Origin of the sequence: Bacillus rugosus (genome assembly GCF_023238245.1) — a bacterium.
Lineage (GTDB): Bacteria > Bacillota > Bacilli > Bacillales > Bacillaceae > Bacillus > Bacillus rugosus.
Map to the genome: position 1 here is coordinate 2,044,092 of NZ_CP096590.1, position 18,075 is coordinate 2,062,166.

At 42.1% G+C, this 18,075-nt stretch carries 17 protein-coding genes, 2 pseudogenes and 1 riboswitch; of the genes and pseudogenes, 9 read left to right on the forward strand and 10 right to left on the reverse strand.

Annotated elements, in window-relative coordinates; all coding sequences use genetic code 11:
• Position 1 precedes the first annotated feature (1 nt).
• Positions 2-904 (forward strand): glutamate biosynthesis transcriptional regulator GltC, encoded by a 903-nt coding sequence (gltC, locus tag M0696_RS09985; protein WP_166852349.1) that lies wholly within the window; start codon positions 2-4, stop codon positions 902-904.
• A 50-nt stretch (positions 905-954) separates the two neighbouring features.
• On the opposite strand, the gene proB is transcribed toward gltC, so the two are convergent.
• The 5 genes and pseudogenes from proB to M0696_RS10010 all read right to left on the reverse strand — a co-directional run bounded on the left by proB (position 955) and on the right by M0696_RS10010 (position 4,929).
• A complete protein-coding gene (gene proB / locus M0696_RS09990; protein ID WP_222142960.1) occupies positions 955-2,070 on the reverse strand; it encodes a glutamate 5-kinase in 1,116 nt (371 codons plus the stop codon).
• Positions 2,067-2,960 (reverse strand): pyrroline-5-carboxylate reductase, encoded by an 894-nt coding sequence (proC, locus tag M0696_RS09995; RefSeq protein WP_166852343.1) that lies wholly within the window; start codon positions 2,958-2,960, stop codon positions 2,067-2,069. Before proC ends, proB begins: the two co-directional genes overlap by 4 nt.
• 146 nt (positions 2,961-3,106) lie before the next feature.
• Positions 3,107-3,475 (reverse strand): replication termination protein, encoded by a 369-nt coding sequence (gene rtp / locus M0696_RS10000; RefSeq protein ID WP_248602735.1) that lies wholly within the window; start codon positions 3,473-3,475, stop codon positions 3,107-3,109.
• 459 nt (positions 3,476-3,934) lie between these two features.
• Positions 3,935-4,099, reverse strand: a pseudogene (locus M0696_RS10005) (IS3 family transposase); the annotation flags it as partial.
• Between the two features lie 113 nt (positions 4,100-4,212).
• A complete protein-coding gene (locus tag M0696_RS10010) occupies positions 4,213-4,929 on the reverse strand; it encodes a 3-ketoacyl-ACP reductase (RefSeq protein WP_166852341.1) in 717 nt (238 codons plus the stop codon).
• 150 nt (positions 4,930-5,079) lie between these two features.
• Between M0696_RS10010 and M0696_RS10015 the strand changes: the two genes are divergently transcribed.
• The 3 genes and pseudogenes from M0696_RS10015 (at position 5,080) to M0696_RS10025 (ending at position 6,808) form a co-directional block, all read left to right on the forward strand.
• Entirely contained in the window at positions 5,080-5,385 is a 306-nt protein-coding gene (locus M0696_RS10015; protein ID WP_248602736.1) for a DUF948 domain-containing protein, read from the forward strand.
• A 70-nt stretch (positions 5,386-5,455) separates the two neighbouring features.
• A pseudogene (locus tag M0696_RS10020) lies at positions 5,456-6,232 on the forward strand (hypothetical protein).
• Between the two features lie 42 nt (positions 6,233-6,274).
• Complete coding sequence (locus M0696_RS10025) at positions 6,275-6,808, forward strand: GNAT family N-acetyltransferase (protein WP_222142961.1); 534 nt, start codon at positions 6,275-6,277, stop codon at positions 6,806-6,808.
• A 555-nt stretch (positions 6,809-7,363) separates the two neighbouring features.
• Here M0696_RS10025 and M0696_RS10030 read toward each other — a convergent pair.
• From M0696_RS10030 to M0696_RS10040, 3 genes are all read right to left on the reverse strand, one after another.
• The gene (locus tag M0696_RS10030; RefSeq protein WP_166852332.1) at positions 7,364-8,608 is read right to left on the reverse strand and encodes an MFS transporter; all 1,245 of its coding nucleotides are present in this window, start codon (positions 8,606-8,608) and stop codon (positions 7,364-7,366) included.
• 94 nt (positions 8,609-8,702) lie between these two features.
• On the reverse strand, positions 8,703-10,163 hold the full coding sequence (locus tag M0696_RS10035; protein WP_222142962.1) for an FGGY-family carbohydrate kinase: 1,461 nt from the start codon (positions 10,161-10,163) through the stop codon (positions 8,703-8,705).
• Positions 10,164-10,180: 17 nt separating this feature from the next.
• Complete coding sequence (locus M0696_RS10040) at positions 10,181-11,206, reverse strand: 2-hydroxyacid dehydrogenase (RefSeq protein ID WP_166852326.1); 1,026 nt, start codon at positions 11,204-11,206, stop codon at positions 10,181-10,183.
• Between the two features lie 93 nt (positions 11,207-11,299).
• A riboswitch (SAM riboswitch) is annotated at positions 11,300-11,391 on the reverse strand.
• A gap of 147 nt (positions 11,392-11,538) precedes the next feature.
• On the opposite strand from M0696_RS10040, the gene M0696_RS10045 reads away from it, so the two are divergent.
• Both M0696_RS10045 and M0696_RS10050 read left to right on the forward strand, forming a co-directional pair.
• Positions 11,539-13,581, forward strand: coding sequence for a molybdopterin oxidoreductase family protein (locus M0696_RS10045; protein WP_166852323.1), 2,043 nt, complete (start codon positions 11,539-11,541; stop codon positions 13,579-13,581).
• A 107-nt stretch (positions 13,582-13,688) separates the two neighbouring features.
• Positions 13,689-13,982 carry a hypothetical protein gene (locus M0696_RS10050; RefSeq protein ID WP_222142963.1) on the forward strand — a complete coding sequence of 98 codons (294 nt, stop codon included), beginning with the start codon at positions 13,689-13,691 and terminating at the stop codon, positions 13,980-13,982.
• A gap of 589 nt (positions 13,983-14,571) precedes the next feature.
• Here M0696_RS10050 and M0696_RS10055 read toward each other — a convergent pair.
• Positions 14,572-14,916, reverse strand: a complete 345-nt coding sequence (locus M0696_RS10055) for a TIM barrel protein (RefSeq protein WP_248602769.1) — start codon at positions 14,914-14,916, stop codon at positions 14,572-14,574.
• A complete protein-coding gene (locus M0696_RS10060) occupies positions 14,858-15,448 on the reverse strand; it encodes a sugar phosphate isomerase/epimerase family protein (protein ID WP_248602737.1) in 591 nt (196 codons plus the stop codon). Before M0696_RS10060 ends, M0696_RS10055 begins: the two co-directional genes overlap by 59 nt.
• Positions 15,449-15,739: 291 nt before the next feature.
• On the opposite strand from M0696_RS10060, the gene M0696_RS10065 reads away from it, so the two are divergent.
• From M0696_RS10065 to hpaB, 3 genes are all read left to right on the forward strand, one after another.
• Positions 15,740-15,862, forward strand: a complete 123-nt coding sequence (locus M0696_RS10065) for a biofilm-forming protein (protein ID WP_166852317.1) — start codon at positions 15,740-15,742, stop codon at positions 15,860-15,862.
• 59 nt (positions 15,863-15,921) lie between these two features.
• Positions 15,922-16,215 carry a YozQ family protein gene (locus M0696_RS10070; protein WP_248602738.1) on the forward strand — a complete coding sequence of 98 codons (294 nt, stop codon included), beginning with the start codon at positions 15,922-15,924 and terminating at the stop codon, positions 16,213-16,215.
• A 364-nt stretch (positions 16,216-16,579) separates the two neighbouring features.
• Positions 16,580-18,031, forward strand: coding sequence for a 4-hydroxyphenylacetate 3-monooxygenase, oxygenase component (hpaB, locus tag M0696_RS10075; protein ID WP_248602739.1), 1,452 nt, complete (start codon positions 16,580-16,582; stop codon positions 18,029-18,031).
• The last annotated feature ends 44 nt before the right edge of the window (positions 18,032-18,075 follow it).

The following is an 18,075-nucleotide window of genomic DNA, read 5'->3' on the forward strand; positions in this document are numbered from 1 at the left end:
CATGGAGCTGCGCCAACTGCGTTATTTTATGGAGGTGGCCGAAAGAGAACACGTTTCAGAAGCCGCTGATCATTTGCATGTGGCCCAATCAGCAATCAGCAGACAAATTGCAAATCTTGAAGAAGAATTAAATGTGACATTATTTGAGCGTGAAGGGAGAAATATCAAACTCACGCCGATCGGAAAAGAGTTTTTAATTCATGTGAAAACGGCTATGAAAGCCATCGATTATGCGAAAGAACAAATTGACGAGTATCTCGACCCGCATCGCGGAACTGTAAAGATCGGCTTTCCTACAAGCCTCGCCAGCCAGCTTTTGCCGACTGTCATTTCAGCATTTAAAGAAGAATATCCGCACGTCGAGTTTTTGCTGCGCCAAGGCTCCTATAAGTTTCTGATTGAAGCTGTCAGAAACCGCGATATTGATTTGGCCTTATTAGGGCCGGTGCCAACGAATTTTCCTGACATAGCAGGGAAAATTTTATTCACAGAAAAAATTTACGCGCTTGTTCCATTAAATCATCCGCTTGCCAAACAAAAAACGGTTCATTTAATCGATTTGCGCAACGACCAGTTTGTATTGTTCCCAGAAGGATTTGTGCTTAGAAAAATGGCAATTGACGCTTGCAAACAAGCCGGATTTGCTCCTCTCGTTTCTACGGAGGGTGAGGATTTGGATGCCATCAAAGGATTGGTGTCAGCGGGAATGGGCGTTACTCTTCTGCCTGAAAGCACTTTTGCTGAAACGACACCTCGTTTTACTGTGAAAATTCCGATTGAGTTTCCTCAAGTAAAACGGACTGTCGGGATCATTAAACCGAAAAACAGAGAGCTTGCTCCGTCTGCGAATGACTTTTATGAGTTTGTCATTCAATTCTTCTCTAAGCTGGAGCAGTATCAATAAAAAATGAACCCGAGCTTCTATAAAAGAAGCTTCGGGTTTTTTACTGCAAATTAATTTACAGGCAAAGATAAATCTACATGGCAAACAAATGCTTCCTGATCAATCACAGCTTTATTTATCAGCTCTTCCTTCTTTTCCGATTCTTGAAGCTGTACAGAAGAATAATTGACGATTCCGAGGCCGATTTCTGCCCCTTGTGAATCCATCAGCCGAACAACTGATCCGCTTTTGAATTTTCCTTTAATCTCCTGTACACCGTCCAGATATAAACTTGTTTGCCCGTTTGTTATTTTACGTGAATAATCATCTGATAAAATCATTTCACCTTCCGGGCCGGAATTAAAAGCGATCCACTGCTCCTTTTGATTCAACGGAAGCATCCCCTCTGCTTCAAAATAGGTGCCTTCCGCTACTTCATGAACGGCTTGATATAAAATATCATCGGCATCTGCCTGACCAAGAAACCCTTTAATTCCAGATGCCATTACGATTTTAAACGCATCAAGCTTAGAACGCATACCGCCAGTGCCGACGCCGCTGCCAGTGTCACCTGCACACGCTTCGATGTCAGGCGTTATCTCACTTACCCGCTCTATCCTTTTCGCTTCTGTATTTGTGCGCGGATTGCCGTCATATAATCCGTCGATATCTGATAAAATCACAAGCATATCTGCATCAATTAATCCTGCGACTTTTGCCGCTAACGTATCATTGTCGCCAAACTTGAGCCGATTGACGGTAACTGTATCATTTTCGTTGATAATCGGGATAATACCGCGTTCGAGGAGTACATTCATTGTATTCCGGACATTGTTATATCGATATTCATCAGAAAAATCGCTTCTTGTAATTAAAATTTGGGATGCAACATAGCCGTGTGCCAAAAACAGCTTTGAATAAGCTTCCATCAGCAGGCCTTGGCCGATTGAGGCTGATGCTTGTTTTTCCGGAAGCTTCTCTGGTCTTCGGATAAATCCAAGCTTTCGATATCCCGCCGCCACTGCGCCTGAGGAAACCAAAATCACTTCATAGCCGGCGTCTTTGAGTTTGACGACCTGGTCGACTAACGCTTCTAATTTTCGAATGCTGATTTCTCCATGAAGGCTTGTTAATGAACTGCTTCCAATTTTCACAACAACTCTTTTCATGTTTGTATCAGGCGTCACTTTATCACTCCTGATAGCGGGGCCGCTGTTTTTTCAATATCATCGCTGATTTCCTTTGAACGCTTTGCCGCATGCTTAATCGCTTGAGAAATCGCTTCTCCGCCGCCGCTCTTTTTCAAGGCTTGCAGCCCGGCAGCAGTTGTTCCGTTCGGTGACGTGATATTGTCTCTTAAAACCTCAGGCTGTTCTCCTGTTTCCATGAGCATTTTTGCGGCACCTAAAAGCGTCTGTGCGCCGATGCTTCGAGATAACTGTTTATCGAGGCCCGCTTCCTCGCCTGTCTTTTCAATGAATTCCATTAAATAATAAAAATACGCGGGGCCGCTGCCGGCAATTCCGGTGAATATGTCCATTTGGTTTTCTTGGATTGTATAGACTTCACCCATACATCCGAGCAATGCTTCAGCCAGCTTTTGCAGGTCTTCTGACACATACTTGCCAAGCGCAATGGCAGTTGCAGAAGCGCCGATCATACTGGAGGTGTTGGGCATCACTCTGACAACCGGCTGTTGATTAAGCAATGATTGTTCAATAAAAGAGGTGGTTATGCCGGCAAGGACCGACAAGATTAATTGATGGGGTTGAATACGTGATTTTAATGATGACAGAGCGCTTTCGGCGTCTTTTGGCTTCATTGCCAAAATGAGCACATCCATGTCTTCAATACACATTTGGTTCGGTGAGGCGCCTTTAATTCCATATTGAAGTTCAAGTTCAGCTAATCGCTCTGTATTGCTGCGGTTTGTAACGCAGATGTTTTGTTTCGGGATTTTGTTGGCACGAACGATACCTGATATCATTCCTTCCGCCATAGATCCTGCTCCTATAAAGGCTACTTTTTTTTGATCAAAGATCGGTAACATCTCCTTTGTTCGCTTATTTGTTCGCATTTTCACACGTTTAAAATGTTACCACGTGAGGAAATGATGTCAAGTGTGAAGGTCATCATTGATTTGTATTGTATCTTTTCGACAAATATGTATAATGTAAAGCAGAAAACACCCGATGCACACTGCTGCGCGGGTGTTTGTTTCTATTAAAAATTATCTGAGAGCGCTTTTTCAATCAGTTTTTTACAGCGGTCCAGTTCAACCTTCAGCTGTTTTTTATATAGTTTGGCAGTCTCGTAATCTTTAAATTGATAGAGGACGACTTCCTGGAGCTTAGCCCCTTCTTTTTTTACTTTGATTTGCTTTAATATCCCGTCATCAAGAAGCTCATGCAAAGACCGGTATACTTCTGTATGATTTGGTTTAAATCCAATCTCTTTAAATTCAGACCGAAGAACTTCAAGCAGCTTTAATCCGTAGAGCCTCTCTTGCTCTGTCATCGTTATCATATAAAGTTTCAAAAATGCACGCTGTTTAACTAAAAAGCCAGTTGAACTTCTTTTTTCTTCTTTCATTATTTGCACTCCTTCCGCTATCACTGAGAACACTATGTACTAAATATTCAATTTCCTTCTATTGTTTTCCTTCTTTATATTATTGACTGATAATGCAGTAATTTTCATATTTGCTGTTTATCATTGTAGCGGAATAAAAAATAAACATTGAACATTTGGTACATAGTTTACTTAGTTCTATTATAGCGGGTTTTCCAATGATCTTCAATGTAAAACGATTGTCCGAATTACCTTTTCTTCATTCTATCTATGTCCATTGAATTGAAAAAACATGGTTTGGTAACTTATAAGAAAGGAGATGATAGAATGATATATCAAGCTGCACGCCCTTCTAAGGAAGAACGTTACGCCAACCTCAATTCCATGAAAGAATTATACTTTCGAAAAAGACCAGCTATTTCATTTACCGATTTATGACAGTATCCCCCTGTCCATTATGACCAGCAGCGGGATTGCTGGGAATCGATGTGTATCCCCAGCCTTATGCCATCTAACCCATGTCTGAACCTGTGTCTTATTCTTAATATTCAATTTCTGCATGATCTCTTTCATAGGCACGCCTGCCAACCTCATGTCTACAGCCTTCTGTTTAACTTCAACAGAGTAACTCACTCTTGTCCCCATAGAAAAAACACCTCCAAGTCTAATTTCGGATAACAATCATCCGTTTTCAAACTTGAAGGTGTTTTTATTTGTCTCATCTTATGGGGTCAGTCCCCAAGACAGGCTTTTCATTTTTACGGATTTGTTGACCATAGTCCCGCTGTTTTGATGAAAATTCGCGGATCTAATTTCAATTGTGCCACCATGTATTCAGCAAGATCCTCTGGCTGCATAACCTTCTCAGGATTACCGTCTGTCAAGTTCAATTCAATAGACATATCACTAGCAACAGTGCTCGGCGTTAACGCGCTGACTCTGATATTATGCTTTCTCACTTCTTGCATAAGAGACTCTGTTAACCCGAGAACCGCAAATTTAGAAGCGCTGTAAGCACTAGTTGCAGCAGCTCCTCTTTGCCCCGCTGTAGAAGAAATATTAATGATGTCACCGGCTTTGCGCTCGATCATTTCCGGAAGCACCGCGCGAGTCACATGATACACACCCATTAGGTTGACTTGTACAATATTTTCCCACTCGTCAGCTGACAGATCTAAGAAACCGCCAAATTTGCTGATGCCAGCGTTATTAATGAGGATATCGATATCACCGAGCTGTTCCTTCACTAGAGCTACAGCTTGGTTAACCTGCTCGGCATCTTTTACATCTGCAGCGGCAAATGCTGCCTTTACACCAAGCGCTTTGACTTCTTCAGCCACTTTTTCAACATTTGCGGCAGTCCGGCCGATTAACCCAATATTCACGCCTTCTTTCGCAAGCGCAAGAGCTGTAGCGCGGCCTATCCCTCTACCTCCGCCTGTGATAAGAGCAGTTTTATTTTGTAAACTTTGCAATTGAAGCACCCTTTCTTTGTTTACATATGTACGATATCACATTATAAGTACAATAAATCCAATACGCAAATCAAACGAACTGTACAAACATCATTTCTTCTGATTAAAAAAGCGGAAACAGGGTAATGACATAAGAAAAGGAGTGAACATATGGTTATTGTTTATATCAGTCTCGCAGTATTGGCAATTTCTATCATTTATTTAGGGATTAATGTGATTCAAAACAAGAAAAAAATAGATCCCGCACTAAAGGAGCTCACCTCTGTTACCCAAGCTATGCAAAAACAAGTCGAAGGATTAAAAACAGAAGCCCAGCTGCTGACGCAGAAACAAAAGAAGATTCAGCAGGATGTCCAAATGAAAAAATACGTATTTCAACAAACAACAGCTGAAGTGAAAGAAGTTCCTCAAGCAGTCAAAGAGGTGTGGCAGGCAGGCCATTTAAATAGCAGATAAAGATGTATGATATCCCATTGTTACGATCAGAATGGACAATGGGATATTATTTTTTTGAGGAGGCTTACGAATGATTGTAAACCGCAGCTGCTTAAATGAGTTCGCAGAGAAACTGCATTCTCTTCCTTCTTCTCTTACAAGGTCTGATTTGCTTGCTTCTCCATTTCGTCTCCATCAAGAAAACGAACTTGCCATCTACTATTCACCTCATAATGAATATATCAAACGGACTGCCTCTATTGTGATTGCCGGAATCACGCCAGGTTTTTCCCAGATGAAAACAGCATACGAAACAGCCGCAGAAAGCCTGCGGTGCGGCCGGTCTGTTGAGCAAATGGCAGTAGACACGAAAAAAGCAGCAGGTCTCTCCGGTTCGATGAGGCATAACCTGATCTCGATGCTGGATTTTTGCGGGCTGCCACAGGCTTTAGGCATTCAAAGCGCCGCACAGCTTTTTGGAGACTTACGGCATATGCTTCATACAACTTCCGTTATCAAATATCCTGTCTTCATTCAGCAAAAAAAAAAACTATACCGGTTACAGGCCAGCTATCACTCGCTCACCTATCCTAAGCATTTATGCTTTTGGGCACTTCCCTGCTGAGCTTAATAAATTGACAGGACCGGCTCTTCTCATACCGTTAGGAAAAGCAGCCGAAACAGTGTGTGATACACTGATCAGCCATCACTGCATCAGGAATTTTTTTTGCCTTCGCGGCTTTCCCCACCCATCAGGCGCAAACGGCCATCGGTTGAAACAGTTCAACAAAAATAAAGAGCAACTAGAAAGACAAATTCGTTCCTTTGCTGCCTCAGGTTTGACTTCACTATAGAAAAGAGGAAATGAAAGAGATATGATAAACAAAACACAATCTTGGGGAGTGGTGGAATGTTTCCTGTATTAGAAACGGATCGGCTTACACTTAGGCAAATCAAAGATCAAGATGCAGAAGCCATTTTTGCTTGTTTTTCTGACCATGCGATGACACGCTATTACGGACTTGAAAATATGGAATCTATAGAAAAGGCTATTTCAATGGTTCAAACGTTTGCCGGCCTTTATCAAGAAAAACGCGGTATACGGTGGGGAATTGAACGAAGAGACACCAAAGAACTTATCGGAACAATTGGCTTTCATGCTTTGGCTCAAAAGCATCGGCGTGCAGAGATCGGTTATGAAATCATTCCGGCGCATTGGCGAAACGGATTTGCATTGGAAGCCCTTTCAGAGGTTGTATCCTACGGATTTTCTGCTCTTGGACTGACGCGTATTGGTGCAGTTGTTTTTACTCAAAATGAAGCCTCAAATCGACTGCTCATAAAAATGGGATTCCAAAAAGAAGGCGTCTTACGACAGTACATGTATCAAGATGGAATTCCTTATGATACAAATGTATATTCTATTTTAAAATCAAGAGAATGAACGGTATGCTCTGCACGTACATCCCCCTTCCCTTTAAAATGTCAGATTCATAACCTGCACCAGCTATTACATCTTGATTCTTGATCACTTCCCTCAAGATTTTCACCTCTTATGATCATATAACGCACAAAAAAAGATGCATAGACCACTATGCATCTCATGTTCTTTTCCCCCCTATTCATAAATCCCTTTATTGGTCCTTCTTCTTGTAATACACACCCCAAGGAAACAAAACAAAGCCGACCACATCAAAATATAGACAACCTGAGTCTTGTATTCCCACATTGAATCCCCCATTTCTACCCCATGAATGAAAGTCATATATGCTTTTTGCGGCAGTATCGCACAAAGGGCATTCAATAATGGGTGATGTGGAGCAAAAGAAATAAAACAGCCTGACAATACACAAGTGACCACACTGATACCGCTCGCCATCAAACTGATGTTTCGGTCCATCACAGAAGCCATAAAGATAGCGAATGCTGTTGCAAGCATGGAAATCCTTACATCACTGGACAAAAGATGAAAAGCACCCTAAAACAGGGCGCTTTCTAATTAAGATGCATATTGAGGAGAGGTTTCCTCCTGTACTGCTTTTTCTTCAGGTATATGAATGCATTTCGTCAGGATCGCGCTCGCAAGATAAAGGACCGCAAAGATCCAAACAACGCCTTCTGCACCGATGAGACCGATGAACAGCCAAGCGAGCGCAGGACCGACAAACGCTGATAAACCTGCAGCCAAATTCAATACAGACATGGCCGCTCCTTTGTCTTTTCCGGCTACCGTCGGCACAATTGCACCAATCGGCACATAGCCTGCCAGCAAACCTCCCCAAATAAAGCCGATCACGCTGACAACTGCTAAACTTCCACCAGAGAAAACAGGTGCATAATATAATAGGACCGTGAAAATGCCGCACCCGACTCCCCCGAACCAAATAACAGTATTTTTCCAGCCGAACTTATCGCCGACAATTCCAAAAATAAGGTTGAACACAATGTTCCCTAGAAAAATCGTTCCCCATATCTGCAGCCAAACATTGGTTGAAATTCCATGCTGAGCCATGTGCATCGGCAAAAAGACTGGGAAACCATATGTACCAATGCTGTTGATGATTCTGATGATGCCGCCTGTAAGCACCCGCGGATTTGTAAAAAGAATGGTAACCCCTTTTAAAAGCTCCTCGGCTGTTTCTGATCTTTTTCTTTTCTTCTTTTCAAAACGGTCTTTATTGATAAACAATGCGAAGAATGCACCAAGACATACCCAGAAAATAGAGCTCCAAAGCGTATTCAAATAACCGAACGCTTTGATCGCATAGCTTGAGTACCAAGCGCCGAACACAAACATGCCCAGGCAATATGCAATCCAAAACCAGCCGACAGCAGTGCTTAGTTTGCTTTGCGGTGTTCTGTAAATGACCCATGTCAAGAAAGAATAAGCAAAAAGCGGGTAGCCTAACCCTTTTACGAAGTAAGTCACATACATCACAGGAAGGTTCAGCTGTTCAAATCCAAACACGATAAAGGCAGCTGTACCGATCACATAAAACAACAGCCCCATAAACATCGTCCGTTTTGCGCCAAATGCTTCAAGACATACACCCGAAAACCAGGAAGCTATGGCAAGTGCAACCCCGTATATACTAAAAATTGAAGCGGATTGCTGAACCGTAAGCCCGTTTTCGATCAGAAAAGGGCTGAGCCACCCTTGTTCAAGCCCGTCTCCCATCATAAACAAAACAACCCCTAAAAACCCCCAAGCTAGCCGCTTTGGTATTCCGATTTTATCCAACATATCTGTCTCCTCCTTAGATGCTAACATCAATTACCGTATTACCTCATTAAAGCCAAAAATTAGATAATTCCTCAAAACAGCAGCAAATGCCCCCTTATATCAACACTTTGTCTGAACTTGAAAAAAAGCGCTGTGTTTGCTTCCATTCCTCATATAAAGCAAGTTGGACCTGACAGTCCTGCGGTTTGATCACCCGGACACTTGCTGCCATCTCTTCCGTCAATTGAAAGGTTTCATTGCAAATGACTGCAGCCCCAACGACAGAGGCCTGATGATATCCCTCTTGGACATAGATTTTCTTCTGAAGAAGGTCCGCGGTATATTGAGTGAGCGCTTTGCTTTGGAATCCTCCTCCGCACACCCAAACATAGTCACGTTCAAACGAAGTCACCTCTGTTAATATGTCAAAGTTCCATTTGATCGAAAATGCGATTTCTTGCAGCGCCGCGCGTACAAAATGTGCTCTCTTTAAATTTGCTGAAAGCGGGGCATCAAAAAGAAAACCGCCTTTCGTTAACGCATTCTTTTCTGCCGATAAGTAAGAACCGAGAGCCGCCACACATGCATTGTCTTCTTTAGCAAGTGCAGAAATCTCTTCCTCCATTACTTCGTACGATTCATTGGGATAAAAAATCTGTTTTAATTTTTGATAATTCAGGCCGGTAATTCCCGGGTTCGTTTCCACAAGCCAATGTCCTTGATCTGTATGGCAATTCAGCCATGCTTTATGTTTTGTGTCGCCATGGCCAGCAGTAATTTTGGTTATTGGCGTTGTTGTCCCTGATACGATGGCAATGTCCTCAAGCGCAGCGCGGGTGCTTTTCACAGCCAGCTGTGTATCCCCGCCCCCTGCTATCACCTTCGCATTTTTAGAAAGACCTAATTCGGATGCATACTCATTTGTTATTGTTCCAACCGCTGTTCCCGATCTTACTAGAGGCGGAAGGATAGATGGTGAAAAGCCGAATATGCCGCACATCTCTTCTGACCAAGTGTTTTGCTTTACGTCAAACAGCAGGGTTTCTGTTGCCTGCGAAGGTTCATATGTCAAAACTCCGCTCAGCTGGTATGTCACCCAATCACTGATGCTTGTAAAGCTAGCAGTCTTTTGCCATAAAGAAGGCTGACGCTGTTTTAAACCATAAAGCTTGAGCGCAGAAAAAAGTGCAGTCGGAAGGCGGCCTGTGCGGCTGTATATCTCTTCTCGATTGGGTATGCACTCCTCCCACTCACGGCCGCGATTATCAATGTTCGGCAGCCCGAGAAAAGAGTCGCCGTTTTGATCGATCAGCACAATCCCCTGTCTTTGACTCGTCGATGTCAAACCAATGATGTCAATATCACGAGAACGAGAAAGTGCACGTTTTGCCAGTTTCATCACTTGCTTCCACAGCAACTGAGGAGAAAAATAACGGCTGTCTGGGTAAAGCGTATCGGTTGAATACACGATGTCCTCCCGTTCAACTGTTTGAACATTTCCCGAAACACTCACGACCGCTACTCTCGCATTCCCTGTGCCGATATCAAAAACGAGATAGCCTTTTTGTTTTTTCATTGCGTTACCCTCCTTTCTTATACTTCTGTTTTTAGTTCATCTTTGTTATACAATGTCGGAATATTAAGAGTTTTTTCACCCTTCCACTTTTTGAGAGCTCCGTTCAAGATCGTCACGTGATGATCCTCCACTTCGAAGGTTGCTCCAGCAAGGTGCGGTGTTGCCAGAACATTAGCCAATGAAATGAATTCGTAATCTGATTCCTCTGGAGGTTCATGATAAAAAACGTCTAAAATCGCCCCTCTGATTTTATGTTCTTTTAATACAGATAAAAGATCTTCACGGTTTACCACAACTGCTCTCGAAGTATTGACGAAAATCGCACTCTCTTTCATTAGATCAAAATACGACCGATCAATAAGTCCTAGTGTTTCCTCGGTACGAGGCAGATGGACAGAAACGATATCACTGTCTGAAAACACCGTTTTAAGAGATACTTTTTCATATAGGGGAAGATCGTCCTGTACGTATGGATCGTAATACTTTATTTTACAGCCGAACGCTGTCAGCAGTTTTGCAATCCTTTGCCCTACCGCGCCGAACCCAACCATGCCGACCGTTTTTCCCGTTAATTCATTTCCTTTAAATTTGGCATAAGCCTGCAAGTAATCGCTGTCCCATTTTCCATCCTTCAGCCATTGATTAGAGGTGCTGGTATGGCGGAGAAAGGAAATCACATTGCCGATAAACATTTCAGCAACGGCTTGTGCATTCCGCCCAGGTGTATAGAAAACGGGTATGCCCCTTTTTGACGCTGCAGCCACATCCACATTGGAGGGCATTCCTCTGCACACGCCCACAAATGAAAGGCCTGAAACAGATGCAAATACGTTGTCTGTTACTTGATCAAGCTCAGTAATCAAGCCTATCGCATGTGATTCTTTTAGTAGTTGAATGAGTTCATCTTCCCGGTATGCCCGGCCTTGTTCCTTCCAGGAATGATAAATAACTGAGCCGAACAATTCTTCAAGCTCTTTTCTTCCTTCTTCGTTGTACGGTGCTGTAACCAAAACCGTCATGGTGCAAAACATCCTTTTCATCATATTTTTTCATAAAAAAATCTCTTTCCGAAGATGGAAAGAGATTCATGTATAAGCGTGCCCTGTTTACTGACAGACGCCGGTATAAACCTTGCTTTCCTATCTTTCAAGCTGACGCTTGCTGGAATTGGCACAATAATGTTGCCGAGGTTTCATAGGGCCAGTCCCTCCACCTCTCTGGATAGAAAACGTTGAATATGTAATTTTCGGAATGAAGAATACGTTTATCATAAAGAAGTCTCAGATTGATGTCAATCTCTTTTTTCAGAATTGACGTTATCATCCGAAATGTTATAATTCTTACAATATATCTAACTAGAGAGAGGAACTGGGCCATGAAATCTTTTGCCACACAACAAAACGGCATTTTTAAATCCGTTTGCTCGCTTGACTGCCCGGATCAGTGCGGATTGTTAATACATAAAAAAGACGGAAAAATTGTGAAAGTCCAAGGTGATCCTGATCATCCAGTCACGGCCGGAAACATTTGCAACAAAGTCCGAAACATGACGGAGCGCATTTATGATGAAAAGCGGCTGACTACACCCCTCAAACGGACAGGGGCGAAAGGCCGGGCAATATTTGAACCGATTTCTTGGGAAGAGGCGATCGATACCATCACCTCACGCTGGAAACAGCTAATTGATGAAGAGGGCGCTGAAAGCATACTTCCATACAGTTTTTACGGAAATATGGGCAAATTAACAGCTGAAGGAATGGACCGCCGATTCTTTTATCGCATGGGCTCAAGCCAGCTTGAACGAACGATTTGCAGCAAAGCGGGATCTGAGGGCTATAAATATACGATGGGTATAAGTGCGGGAATCGATCCCGAGGAAACCATTCATACGAAACTATTTATTTTTTGGGGAATCAACGCAGTCAGCACAAATATGCACCAAATTACTATCGCCCAAAAAGCACGAAAACAAGGTGCCAAAATTGTCGTCATTGATGTTCATCAAAATCAGACAGGACGTCTCGCAGATTGGTTTATTCCCATAAAACCCGGAACTGACAGCGCACTTGCCCTTGGCATCATGCACATCTTATTTAAAGAAAACCTTCATGATAAAGCATTTCTGTCTGAATACACGGTCGGCTATGAAGAGCTCCGTGAACACGTGAAACAGTATGATCCGGAAAAGGTATCACTGATCACTGGTGTCAGTACCGAAGATATTTATCAGCTGGCAAGAATGTACGGCGAAACCTCCCCTTCTTTTATCAGAATCGGAAACGGACTCCAGCACCACGATAACGGCGGGATGATTGTACGGACGATTGCCTGTCTTCCGGCGATCACCGGCCAATGGCTGCACACAGGGGGCGGTGCAATTAAGCATAACAGCGGAATTTTAGAATATAACACAAGTGCCTTGCAGCGGCCTGACTTACTGAAAGGGCGCACACCGAGATCGTTTAATATGAATCAGCTGGGCAAAGTGCTTTTGGAAACAGATCCACCAATTCGCTCTCTATTTATTTACGGGACGAATCCGGCCGTTGTCGCGCCAGAAGCGAACAAAGTCAGACAGGGATTGTTGCGGGAAGACCTGTTTACTGTGGTTCATGATTTGTTTTTAACGGAAACAGCTGCATATGCGGACATTGTACTGCCTGCAACATCCGCTTTTGAAAATACTGATTTTTATACCTCCTACTGGCACCATTACATTCAGCTTCAGCTGCCGGTGATTGAGAGATATGGAGAAAGCAAGTCTAACACTGAGGTGTTCCGATTACTTGCTGAAGCAATGGGATTCACAGACCAGGAGCTCAAAGATTCAGATGCAGAATTAATCCGCCAGGCACTTGACCATCCGGATAACCCATATTTGGCGGAAATTGATTACGATTCACTTACTAAGCATTCATTTATGAAAGCGCAACGCGAAAAGCCGCTGTTTCCAGGCGAACTCCCAACTCCAAGCGGAAAAATAGAATTATATTCAGAGAGAATGAAACAAGCTGGTTTCCCGGCTTTACCGACACATACGCCTCTTCCATGCGATGACGAACATCCGTTTATGTATGTTCCGGGGCCAAACCATAATTACTTAAACTCAACGTTTTCCAACAATGCAAAGCACATCAAGCTTGAGAAAACGCCAAAGCTCTTTATCAACACAAAAGATGCTGAAGAACATGGAATCGTTGATGGGGATCCTGTACGAATTTGGAACGGCCGGGGAGAATGCGAGCTGACCGCTGCAGTCGGAGAACAAGTGCTGCCCGGTGTCGTAGTCAGCCAAGGATTATGGGCGGATGAACCAGGAAAAAAACAGCTTGTAAACGCGCTTACCCCAGATCGCTTGTCCGATATGGGCGGCGGCGCCACCTTTTTTTCTGGCCGTGTGAAGATTGAAAAAGCATGAACGAAAAAGCCGTCCAGAGCACGTTATGGCGGTTTTTTTGGTTAATAATGAAACCCGGAGTATGCCAAGCTCGTATAACATAACATCGACATAATGGAGGCATGCATATGGACGTTTTTTTAGGAATCGGTGTTGCTTTGGCTGGATATTTTATCGGAGAAGGCTTAAAGCAGATGAACCAATCAAAAGGTAATGAACAGAGTGATATCTTGCTTATAAAAGAAAGAGATATTTACTTTTATATCGGTCATTTTTTAGGAATAACAACAACAGAGGCAAAACAGTTAGCCAGAGACATGAAAGACATTCCTTACATAGAAATAAACGGAAAAAGGTATATACAGAAACATTTGTTAAAAGAATGGACATTCACATTAGTTGAGAAACATCAGGGTGAATAAAGCAAATCTGAGGAGAACGAGATTCATTGTCACGTTCTTCTCAGTTTAGCTGTATGGATTGACCACCACCAAAACTTTTGGCCATAAAGCGGTGATAAAACGATCAAAACACAATTAATTTTCTTTTCTCAAAACGCTAAAAATGACCTTTCCACACAATTTGTTTTTTATTTTCCTGCTGATTGATAACGTTATGATCTTGATAAACGTATGCTTTCGTAGCGTTTTCAGCATGTTATTAATATTCCACCCAATGGACACCTTCCACTCCCGCTTCAAGCCTCAATTCTGTCTTCATGTTTGGCTTCTTCTTCAAACATGTTCCGAAAATCTGAATAACAGCGTTCCGTAGAAACATGTAAATTCAGGACCGAACTCTTTTCCCCGTTCCGGAATGATATCAGATGTGCCTGCACTAATTGGAAGTGATGATCACGCAATTGCTGCTGAACGATGAATGTATTCAATCTGACTTCCCCGACCGCCAACCATTGCCCAGCTTATCGGTCTTTCACCGTTATTCATTCTGGGTTCCCCCATCATTCGTAACCAACACTTTTTAAATAAGCAATACTCTGACTGACATCTCTTAAACTAGCATCAGAGTTTCTGGATCACGTTCCTGTTCGATCGTAATGTAGCCGTCATAATGAATGTCTTTCAGCAATTTATGAATTGAATCATAGTTAATGATTCCTTGGCCAATCGGACACATGACTCCTTTTGCGCAAGCATCAAAAAAGCGGATATGCTCCCCCATCACCTGCTGATATACATTTTCATCAATATCTTTAAAATGGATATAGTCGATACGGTCCGCACAGTCTCTGAGCCATTGTTCCGGATCCATCTTTGAATAATACAAATGCCCTGTATCAAGACAAAGGCCCGCAATATCGTATGGGATATCCTTTAATAATCCGCTGAATTTCATCCTCAAACTCAATATAGCCCCCTGCATGAGGATGGATGACGGTCCGCACACCATATCGCTTCCATGCCCGTTGCGCGATTGTCCGAATATGAGACATCATACGGTTCCAGTCCTTTTTAGATAACCGTTGCGCTTGATCAGGGTGCCCCGCCTTGTAATCTCTTTTGTCGTGTCCCCAATCAATCAGGACCAAATAAGGCGGTGTAAAGTGCCCCCTTTTTTCCTGAAAAGAGAAATGAAGGTTTGTCATAAAAGAACATATATCGTCTGCTTGCTGCAGCAATTCTTCCAAATTTGACGCTGTTACTAAATCATCGAAAATGGTACCGGCAACAATGGACAAATTGCTCTTAGAAAGCTCAGCTTGAACTCGTTCGATATCAATCGGAATATAGCCGTACGGCCCCAGCTCGATCCCTTTATAACCGGCTTGGGATGCTTCCTTCAGCACTCTCTCCCATGGCGGAAGATATGGATTTTTCGGATCGTCTACACCCCAGCAGCAAGGCGCACCAGCAATGTGAATACTCATCCCCAACACCTCTATTTTTAAATTTTTAATCAATAACCAATTGAATAAAGCGCTTTCTTCCAAAAGTTTTGTACAGTGTTTTCTCAGCCTTTATAAAGCCTCTTGATATACGCAGTGTGCTAACAAAAGGTTTCAAAAATGACCTTTACCCATATTAAATAATATGACTGACATGAAACTTACTCTCTTGCCTAATGGAAAGAACCAGTGAAAAAAAGCGAATGAATACCTGCCTAACAGACAGAATAAGAAGAGTTGATATTCAACACTTTTCGTAAAGGGGTGACACCAATGAGTAAAAAAGGAATTCAAAATTCAAGTATGGAGCAAATAAGAAATGACCATGAGACTGAAACAGCTTTTAAAGTAGATGACCCTAAAAAACATGGTTCTGATCCTAAAAGAAACAAATAAACTTTTTTACCTTAATTTGATATGACACAATTAAATTTCAATAATCTGGAGTGAGTAAAGTGACTCAAAAAAATGGAGCAGACAGACCGGATGACTACAAAAGATTTTCTTCAATTGACAAGGAATATGATTTTCAGCAGACTGTAAATGAAAGTGGTAAGACAGAAAATGCAAACGCTGAAACTCAAAATCATAATAAAGAAAACATAAATGACACCACAGATGTGGCTGGAAAATATTTCGACCCCTCAGATTATAAAGGATCCACGCAATTGGAAAAAGGATTGGCTGAAACTCATGAACAGGTGAGCGATGATTATTTTGAAGGGACTATTGATCAAAATTTGGACTAGTCATTCAAACGGAGCTAACTTGAAAGAAGTTAGTTCCGATTTTTAGAAACAACCACTGTAACGATGTTGTAAAAACCCCACCGAATAAGATGGGGTTTTAACGTGATGTAACCTAATTAATATCTGAAACGATGAATGGCGGTTTGAAGTTCTTCCGCCAACTGGAATAGAGATTCTTGAGATTTCCTCTATTAAATTAAGCTGTTCCTGTGATGATTCCACTTCTGTATTTTAAATTCTCCTTTTCGTTTTTTCTATATGGGATACTAAAAAAGGCTTTTCCTATCTCAAATTGGCTGAACAGGCTGTTCTTTCGAAAATATAATAACAATACGCAGCATGATTCGAAGGAGCGAAATGTCAAATGGGGATCATCAATGGAAAAGAATTCATTGAGCGATTGAATAAACTAGAAAACGAAATATGGTATGATGGCGAGAAAATACAGGGTCATATTTCTGACCATCCTGCATTTAAAGGAATACTCAAAACGAAAAGCTCGCTTTATGATTTGCAAACGAAGGATGAGTTAATGAATGAATTGACTTATCGCCTTCCTGGAGATCATGATCGAATCGGTCTGTCCTATCTCCAACCTAAAACCAAGAGCGATTTGAAAAAAAGAAGGAACATGATTGAACATTGGGCTAAACATACCCATGGAATGATGGGAAGAAGTCCGGATTACATGAATACGGTGATGATGAGCTTTGCATCGTCAGCAGAGCTTTTTAGAGATCGAGATAAATGTTTTCCGGAACATATACTAGACGTGTATAAGCAAGCTTCTAAGCGTGATCTTTCCTTTACCCATACATTCATTACCCCCCAAGTGAACCGGTCACAATCCTATTTTGGCTTCAGTGAAAAACCGATATCTGCTAAAGTCATTGATAGGACCGAAAAAGGATTAATTGTACATGGCGCGCGTCTGCTAGCTACCCAAGGCGGATTAACGGATGAAATCTTAGTTTTTTCAGCACCTAAATTTTTCTTTGAAACGGATGAAGCCTTTGCTTTTTCGATTCCCTCTAATACAAAAGGCATCAAATTTATCACTAGAGAATCATTTGTATTAAGCGAGTCGGCCTTTAATCATCCCTTAAGCTCAAGGTATGAAGAAATGGATTCAATTGTTGTTTTCGATCAAGTGTTAGTGCCATGGGATCGGGTGTTTTTTTACGATAATGTTGAAGCAGCAAAAGATTTCATGACAAAAAGCTCTTTTCATGCCTTTACCTTTCATCAGGTCGTCATTAGGCAAATGATTAAAATTGAATTTCTATTAGGTGTTGCACAACTTTTGGTCGACACCATTAATGTTTCTGAATACCAGCACATACAAGAAAAGCTCTCTGAAATTATTGTTGGATTGGAAACAATCAAAGCACTCATTGACAAATCAGAAAATGACGCTCAGTTAGATGAATTCGGCTATATGCGTCCCAGTTTGATTCCTCTTCAAGTCATCAGTACGATCATTCCTACTCTATATCCGCGATTTACTGAAATCATACAATTAATTGGCGCTAGCGGAATGGTGACGCTGCCGACAGAAAATGCGTTTGACTCAGAGATACGGGAAGATCTTGACCAATACCTCCAAGCAACTAATACAAACGCTGAAGAGCGTGTGAAAATTTTCCGTTTGGCGTGGGATTTAACAATGAGTTCATTCGGCACAAGGCAAACTCACTACGAAAGATACTTTTTCGGAGATCCTATTCGGATTTCCAGCAGGCTGTACACCAGTTATCCAAAGCAGCAGCAAGTGAACATGATTAAAGCGTTTTTACATGCAGATAGTAATGATTGATATCTAATCTATTCATATAACGAAATGAAAAAACAGCGGGAAAA